Annotated in this window: 7 protein-coding genes; all 7 read left to right on the top strand. The window is 69.7% G+C overall.

Translation table 11 applies throughout. From position 1 onward, the window contains the following. Positions 1-252: 252 nt before the first annotated feature. The 7 genes from leuC to GGD88_RS18045 all read left to right on the top strand — a co-directional run bounded on the left by leuC (position 253) and on the right by GGD88_RS18045 (position 8,065). A complete protein-coding gene (leuC, locus tag GGD88_RS18015) occupies positions 253-1,659 on the top strand; it encodes a 3-isopropylmalate dehydratase large subunit (protein WP_184438088.1) in 1,407 nt (468 codons plus the stop codon). A gap of 15 nt (positions 1,660-1,674) precedes the next feature. After that, a complete protein-coding gene (gene leuD, locus GGD88_RS18020; RefSeq protein WP_184438090.1) occupies positions 1,675-2,346 on the top strand; it encodes a 3-isopropylmalate dehydratase small subunit in 672 nt (223 codons plus the stop codon). A 22-nt stretch (positions 2,347-2,368) separates the two neighbouring features. Then, positions 2,369-3,370 carry a TRAP transporter substrate-binding protein DctP gene (gene dctP, locus GGD88_RS18025; RefSeq protein ID WP_184438092.1) on the top strand — a complete coding sequence of 334 codons (1,002 nt, stop codon included), beginning with the start codon at positions 2,369-2,371 and terminating at the stop codon, positions 3,368-3,370. 120 nt (positions 3,371-3,490) lie between these two features. Further along, complete coding sequence (locus tag GGD88_RS18030; RefSeq protein ID WP_184438094.1) at positions 3,491-3,997, top strand: TRAP transporter small permease; 507 nt, start codon at positions 3,491-3,493, stop codon at positions 3,995-3,997. Then, a complete protein-coding gene (locus GGD88_RS18035; protein WP_184438096.1) occupies positions 3,997-5,307 on the top strand; it encodes a TRAP transporter large permease in 1,311 nt (436 codons plus the stop codon). The genes GGD88_RS18030 and GGD88_RS18035 overlap by 1 nt, the downstream gene beginning before the upstream one ends. 288 nt (positions 5,308-5,595) lie before the next feature. After that, positions 5,596-6,162, top strand: a complete 567-nt coding sequence (locus GGD88_RS18040) for a fasciclin domain-containing protein (RefSeq protein WP_184438098.1) — start codon at positions 5,596-5,598, stop codon at positions 6,160-6,162. A gap of 283 nt (positions 6,163-6,445) precedes the next feature. Next, entirely contained in the window at positions 6,446-8,065 is a 1,620-nt protein-coding gene (locus GGD88_RS18045; protein ID WP_184438100.1) for a peptide chain release factor 3, read from the top strand. Positions 8,066-8,303: the final 238 nt, after the last annotated feature.

Here is an 8,303-nt window from a genome sequence, read left to right on the forward strand (position 1 = left end):
GGGCCTCCCTGGCAGTCTGTGTCGTGTCGCAACTACCAGTGTGTCAGACCGTCCCGTTGTCCGCCCCTCCCCGATTTTCCGTCATGAACCTTTTTCTCGGTCCCACGCTCCCGCGTGGGATCAACCGTGACGGGGGCGAAAAAGCCATTTGACCGGGCGCGCGGCTGTCGTTTAAATGATCTATGAAAAATACATATGGCGCTCCACCATGTGGTGGTCCGCTGTCCGATCCCGAGCCCGAGTGCCTCGCCCATGCCCGCCACCCTGTTCGACAAGGTCTGGGATGCCCACGAGATCCTGCGCGGCGCGGACGGTCGCAGCCTGCTGTGGATCGACCGCCATTTCGTGCACGAGGGCTCGTTCCACGCCTTCGACCAGCTCCGTGACCGCGCCCTGTCGGTCTCCCGCCCCGACCTGACCTTCGGCATCGCCGACCACTACGCACCCACCCTGCCGGGGGACCGCAGCACCATCGGGGATCCGCGCATCCGCTCGATGGTCACCCAGTTGGCCGACAACACCGGTCGGCACGGCATCCGGCTGTTCGGGCTCGACGACCCGCGCCAGGGCATCGTCCACGTGGTGGGTCCGGAACAGGGCCTGACCCTGCCGGGCCTGCTGATCGTTTGCGGCGACAGCCACACCGCCACCCACGGCGCCCTGGGGGCCATCGCCTTCGGCATCGGCGCGTCCGAGGTGGCGCAGGTGCTGGCCACCCAGACCGTGTGGCAGACCCGCCCGAAGCGCATGCGCCTGACCGTGACCGGCCGGCTCGGCCCCGGCGTGACGGCGAAGGACCTGGCCCTGACCTGGATCGCCCGCCTGGGGGCGGACGGCGCGCGCGGCCACGCCATCGAGTACGCCGGCGAGGCCGTCGCCGCGCTGTCGGTCGAAGCCCGCCTGACCCTGTGCAACCTGTCCATCGAGGGCGGGGCGCGCTGCGGCATGATCGCGCCCGACGCCGCCGCCCTGGCCTATCTGCGCGACCGGCCGATGGGGCCGGCGGGGTTCGACTTCGAGACGGCGGCGGAGACCTGGGCGGCGCTGAAGACCGACGACGGCGCCGCGTTCGACCGTGAGGTGACCCTGGACGGCGCGACGATGGCGCCCACCGTCACCTGGGGCGTGTCGCCCGAGGAGGCCCTGCCCATCGACGGCCGGGTGCCCGATCCGGCGACGCTGGACACCGCGGAGGCCGCCCGTCAGGCCCGCGAGACCCTGGCCTACATGGGCCTGACGCCGGGCCAGGCGCTGACCGACATTGCCATCGACCGGGTGTTCATCGGCTCCTGCACCAACGCCCGCCTGGAGGACCTGCGTGCCGCCGCCGCGGTGCTGAAGGGCCGGCGCAGCCGGGTGCCGGGGGTGGTCTCGCCCGGTTCCACGGCGGTCAAGCGCCAGGCCGAGGCCGAGGGCCTGGACCGCATCTTCACCGAAGCCGGGCTGGCGTGGCACGACTCGGGGTGCTCGCTGTGTGTCGGCATGAACGGAGACCGGGTGCCGGCCGGCGAGCGGTGCGCTTCCACCACCAACCGCAACTTCAAGGGCCGCCAGGGGCCGGGGGCGCGCACCCACCTGATGTCCCCGCCGATGGCGGCGGCGGCGGCGGTGGCCGGCCGGCTGTACGATGTCCGCGACCTGTCGGGGTGCGACCTGTAGGGGAGGGAGAGGGCCATGGAACCGTTCCGCCGCCTGTCCGCGCCGGCGCTGGCGCTGCCGCTGGCGAACGTCGACACCGACCAGCTCATCCCGGCCCGCTTCATGAAGGCGCCGCGCAGCGCCGGCTATGGCGGCTTCCTGTTGCATGACCTGCGGGTCGACGCCGACGGGGCGCCGGTGCCCGGCTTCCCGCTCAATCACCCGCAGGCGACCGAGGCCCGCACCCTGGTGGCGCGGCGCAACTTCGGCGCCGGCTCGTCGCGGGAGGCGGCGGTCTATGCCCTGGTGGACTTCGGTTTTCGCTGCGTGGTGGCGCCCAGCTTCGGGGATATCTTCGCCGCCAACGCGGTCAACAACGGGCTGCTGCCGGCGACCGTGCCGGAGGCCGACCTGGAGGCGATCCTGGCCCTGATGGGCGAGGCGCCGACCACGATGGACGTCGACCTGGAGAGCGGCACACTCGCCGTAAGCGGGCGCACCTTCCCGTTCTCCGTGCCCGAGACGTGGCGCGCCAAGCTGCTCAACGGCTGGGACGACATCGGCCTGGCGCAGCAGCACGCGGCCGCCATCGCGGCGTTCGCGCGCGACCGGCAGCGCGCTCATCCCTGGGTGATCCCCGCCATGTCCGGTCCGGCGGCCGTCCCACCCCAGGCCCAGATCCCGCGCCCGAGCCCGACCCAATCATGAGACCCCTGAAAGGATGGCAGACATGAACAGGACCCTTCTGGCGACACTCACCGGTGCCACCGCGCTCCTGGCCACTCAGGCCATGGCGGAGGACCGCCTCTCGGCGGTGCACGCCTTCCCGACCTCGCTCATCTACACCCAGAGCTTCCTGTCCTTCGTGGACAAGGTGAACGAGCGCGGCGAAGGCATTGTGCAGATCGACGTCCGCGGCGGCCCCGAGGTCATCGGCCTCGCCCAGCAGCCCGAGGCGGTGCGCAACGGCGTCGTGGACATGGCCTACACCGCCGCCAGCTTTTACGCCGGGACGGTGCCGGAGCGCGACGCCATGGTGGCCTCGAACACCAACGCCGTCTATGCGCGCGAGACCGGCGGCCTCGACCTGATGAACCAGATCCATCAGGAGAAGATGGGCGTCTACTACCTGGGCTGGTTCGACAGCGGGGTCAGTTATAACCTTTATACCATCGACGAGCCCTCGATCGGCGCTGACGGCCGCCTCGACGTCTCCGGCCTCAAGCTGCGCAGCAATCCGGTGTATGACGCCTTCTTCAAGGACTATCTGAAGGCCCAGCCGATCAGCCTGCCGACCACCGATGTGTATTCGGCCCTGGAGCGCGGCGTGGTCAACGCCACCGGCTGGACCCAGATCGGCCTCAAGGACCTGAACTGGGACCGTTTCCTGAACTACCGCATCGAGCCCGCGTTCTTTTCCACCGACATGGGCGTGATCGTGAACCTGGAGAGCTGGACCGCGCTCAGCGACGAGTCCAAGGCGCTGCTCCAGGAGGTGGCGATCGAGCACGAGCGCGACAGCGCCGAGCGCTTCGCCGCCGTCGCCGAGGAGCAGCTCGCCGCCCTGGAGGCGGACGGCATGACGACCATCACGCTGGAGGGCGCGGCCGCCGAGGAGTTCGCGACCGCCGCGCGTGAGGCGACCTGGAACCGCATGCGCACCCAGATGGAGCGTCATCCGATGGGCCTGACGCACTACGACGCGCTGATCGAGGCGTTCAACGACCTGTGATCGGCGGGCGGGCGCGTCGGTCCTGCGATATCCGGGCGGGGCGCCGCCGCCCGGATATCGCCGCGTTGGACCGCGCGTAGCCCATCGCAGCCCGGTCCGCGGCGCCCAAAGGATAGCCCGATGCACCACCTGAGCCGCCTCTATGCGTCCCTCCTGACCGGCATGGCCGTGATCGCCGGCGTCATGCTGGTGTGGCTGATGGTGGCGATCGTGATCTCGGTGGGTCTGCGCAACCTGGGCCTGCAACCGCCGGCGTGGCTGTTCCTGTCCACCGAGTACTCGATGTTCTACCTCACCCTGCTGGGGGCGCCCTGGCTGGTGCGTCAGAAGGGCCACGTGCAGATCGAGCTGCTCACCGCCGCGCTGCCGCACGCCGTGTTGCCGGCGTTCAGCCGGCTGGTGGCCCTGGGCTGCGTGGTGGTGTGCGCCATCCTGGCCTGGAAGGGCCTGGACCTGCTCCTGATGAACTGGCAGCGCAGCGACTACGACGTGCGCGCCTTTTTCGTCCCGAAGTGGATCCTGACCGTGGCCTTCCCGGTCAGCTTCGGGCTCATGGCGGTGGAGTTCGCCCGGTTCGTCGTCGGGCCGGATACGCTGCACAGCGGCGAAGCGGGGATCAAGGAGTGATGGAGTGGTACCTCGCGCTGGGCGTCCTGCTCAGCCTGATCCTCGTCTTCATGGCGCTGGGCACGCCCATTGCCCTGGCGTTCCTGGCCGCCAACGTCATCGGCGCCTGGGTGTTCATGGGCGGCCAGGCCGGCGTGGTGCAGATGCTGGACAACGGCTTCGGCGCCCTGTCCAGCTTCGCCCTGGTGCCGATCCCGCTGTTCCTGCTGATGGGCGAACTGTTCTTCCGCACCGGCCTGGGCATGCGGCTGTTCAACGCCATCGACCGCCTGATGGGCCGGGTGCCGGGTCGGCTGTCTTATGTCACCGTGGTCGGCGGCACCGCGTTCTCGACCCTGAGCGGCTCGTCCATGGGGTCGACCGCGCTGATGGGCTCGCTGCTGGTGCCGGAGATGCAGCGGCGCGGCTACAAGCCGCACATGTCCATCGGCCCCATTCTCGGCACCGGCGGGCTGGCGATCATCATCCCGCCGTCGGCGCTGGCGGTGCTGCTGGCGACCTTGGCGAAGATCGACATCGGAGCACTTCTGATCGCGGGCATCGTGCCCGGCCTGCTGCTGGCGGGGCTGTACATGGTCACGATCTGGATCCAGACCCGGATCGACCCGCAGGCCGCGCCGCCCTACAGCCTGGAGCCGGTCTCCTGGGGCGAACGGGGGCTGCTGCTGGTGCGCGACATCCTGCCCATGATCAGCGTCATGGTCATCATCATCACGCTGATGATGGTCGGCTTCGCCACCCCTTCGGAATCGGCCGCGTTCGGTGCCCTGGGGGTCATCCTGCTGGCCTTCGCCTTCCGCTGCATGACCTGGACGGCGTTCGTCGAGTCCGTGACCGGCGCCCTGCGGGTGACGCTGATGGCCTACCTGATCGTGTTTGGCTCGGCGACCTTCAGCCAGTTGCTGGCGTTCTCGGGGGCCTCCAGCGGCCTGATCGGCTGGGCCACCGGCTTCGACCTGTCGCCGGTGCTGATGCTGCTGGCCATGTTCGCCGTGCTGCTGGTGCTGGGCACCTTCATGGAGCAGATCTCCATCATGATGCTGACCGTGCCGGTGTTCTTCCCGCTGGCCGGGGCGCTGGGGTTCGATCCGATCTGGTTCGGCATCATCGTGCTGCTGGCGCTGGAGATCAGTTTTTCGACCCCGCCGCTGGGGCTGCTGCTGTTCGTCATGAAGGGGGTGGCGCCGCCGGGCACGTCGATGCAGACGATCTACAAGGCGGCGATCCCTTATATCCTCTGCTCCATGCTGCTGGTGGCCCTGCTGACCGCCTTCCCGATCCTCGCCCTGTGGCTGCCCGGCCTGCTGTAGCGATCCCCTCCCAGGCATGACCGGCCGTCCCGCCCGCCGCGCCGGGCGTGGCCCTTGCCGGGCCCCCGCGCGACACGGGGGCGCGCGACCCCGGCCGACGCCGCCGGTGGGCCTGGTCGTCGGCCGGCCGCCGACCGTCGCGCAGCCGTCGTTTTTCGTAATGGGGCGTGATCCGGCCTAACGGATGGCGCGTAGTCTTCCCAACAACAAGGCGAACGGACCAACAACCTGAAGCCACATGGGGATGCTTGCAGAGGGTCCACGTCACCACACAGGGAATCCACACCGATGATCCGTTCCATTACGCAGAGACCTTTCCTCGCCGGCGCGGTCGTTGCTTCCGCGGCCGTTCTGTTCATCTGCACGGCCACCGCGGGGACTGAGCCGTATGCCGCCGGCGACCGCGACGGATCGGCCCAGGTCGCCTCGATGCACGGCGCGGAGAAGGACATCGTGGCCACCGCGAGCGATGCCGCCGCGTTCTCCACCCTGGTGACCGCCGTCTCCGAGGCCGGGTTGGTCGAGACGCTGCAGGGCGAGGGGCCGTTCACCGTGTTTGCCCCGACCGACACGGCCTTCGGCAAGCTCGCCGAAGGCACCGTCGAGGACCTGCTGAAGCCCGAGAACCGCGACACCCTGACCCGGATCCTCACCTACCACGTGGTGCCGGGCAAGGTGACCAGCGCCGATATCGCCGGCCAGTCGCTCGACGCCGAGACCGTCGCCGGGGTGCCTCTGGCCATCGACGCCACCGGCGACACCGTGATGGTTGGCGGCGCCACCGTGACGACCGCCGACGTGATGGCGTCCAACGGCGTCATCCACGTCATCGACACGGTGCTGATGCCGAACTGAGGCCGGGCGGGCGTCCAGCCCGTCCGCCCACACGCCGTCAACCCGATCCCCACCGCGCCCCACACGGAACCGCCCCCCTCCTGTTCCCGGGGCGCGGGCACTTGGCCGACCGGGCTCAGCTCCCGGTCGGCTCTTTTTTTCCGGAATGTGTGACCGGGGGTGGGTCGACAGGCCCAAAAACAGACCCAAAAACCAGAAACAGACCCCAAAAAGGACTCGCGTTCGGGGGCGCGACGCTCCAGAGTCCGGCGCCTTCCCCTGACACCGTACAGTGCCCGAGACCATGACGCAGCCCGTCGCCACCCTCGACGCGCGCCCCGCCGACGACACCATCGCCCGGCGGCGCACCTTCGCCATCATCAGCCACCCGGACGCCGGCAAGACCACGCTGACCGAGAAGCTGCTGCTGTTCGGTGGCGCCATCCAGATGGCCGGCGCGGTCAAGGCCCGCGGCGAGGCCCGCCGCGCCCATTCGGACTGGATGAAGGTGGAGCGCGAGCGCGGCATTTCGGTGGCCTCGTCGGTGATGACCTACGAGTACGGCGGCTGCGTCTTCAACCTCCTTGATACGCCGGGCCACGAGGACTTCAGCGAGGACACCTACCGCACGCTGACCGCCGTGGACTCGGCGGTGATGGTGATCGACGCCGCCAAGGGCATCGAGGAGCAGACCCGCAAGCTGTTCGAGGTGTGCCGGCTTCGGGACGTGCCCATCGTCACCTTCGTCAACAAGATGGACCGCGAGGCGCGCGATCCCTTCGACCTGCTGGACGAGATCGAACAGACCCTGGCCCTCGACGTGACACCGGGGAGCTGGCCCATCGGCATGGGCAAGGCGTTCAAGGGCTGTTACGACCTGTTCCGCGACCGCCTGGTGCTGCTGGAGAAGGGCGCCAAGGGTGGCCTGCCGCACCAGGGCGAGTCGTGCCAGGGCCTCGACGACCCCAAGCTCGACGGCCTGCTGCCCGCCGACGCCGTGGCCAAGCTGCGCGAGGACGTGGAGATGGCGCGCGGCCTGTGCCCGGACTTCTCGCTCCAGGCGTACCGCGAGGGCCACATGACGCCGGTGTTCTTCGGCTCGGCCATCAACACCTTCGGCGTGCGCGAGCTGCTGGAGGGGCTGGCGGAGCTGGCGCCGTCGCCGCGCCCGCAGCCCACGGCGGCGCGCGCCGTCGCCCCCGACGAACGCAAGGTGAGCGGGTTCGTCTTCAAGATTCAGGCCAATATGGACCCCAAGCACCGCGACCGCATCGCCTTCGTGCGGCTGTGCTCGGGCCATTTCAAACGCGGCATGAAGCTGACCCATGTGCGCACCGGCAAGGCCATGGTGATGCACAATCCGGTGCTGTTCCTGGCCCGCGACCGCGAGGTGGCGGAGGAGGCCCACGCCGGCGACATCATCGGGGTGCCCAACCATGGCAACCTGCGCATCGGCGACGCGCTGACCGAGGGCGAGCCGCTGCGGTTCACCGGGATCCCCGCCTTCGCCCCCGAGATGCTGCAGAAGGCGCGGCCCACCGATCCCCTCAAGAGCAAGCACCTGGGCAAGGCCCTGCAGCAGCTCGCCGAGGAGGGCGTCGCCAGCGTCTTCAAGCCGATGATCGGGGCGGACTGGATCGTCGGCGTCGTCGGCGCGCTCCAGTTCGACGTCATGGCCGACCGCATCCGCACCGAGTACGACGTGCCGGTGGTGTTCGAGCCGACCCCGGTCTACGCGGTGCGCTGGGTGGAGGGCGACGATGCCCGCCTGCTCAAGCGCTTCATCGACAGCAACCAGTCCGCCGTCGCCGAGGATCACGACGGCGCACCGGTGTTCATGGCCCGCAACGCCTGGCACCTGGACAAGGCGGCCGAGGAGTTCCCCGGGCTGCGTTTCGAGAAGACCAAGGAGCCGGCGCAGTAGCGATGCGGCGGCGGCGCGCCGCCGGCCCGCTCCCGCGGGAGCGGGCGCGGGAGACTCCGGGGTCTCGGTCCCACGCGCCCGCGGTGGGACCGCGCGCGGACCTCTTCTCGGTCCCACGCGCTGGCGTGGGACCGCATGCCTTGTACGGGTCCGCCCACGCAGGAGCGTGGGCGGGAGGGGAGGAGCGTGGGAGCGTGCGCGGGCGACTCCGGGGTCTTGGTCCCACGCGCCCGCGTGG

Source organism: Roseospira goensis, from assembly GCF_014197795.1.
In the GTDB taxonomy this organism is placed as follows: Bacteria; Pseudomonadota; Alphaproteobacteria; order Rhodospirillales; family Rhodospirillaceae; genus Rhodospira; species Rhodospira goensis.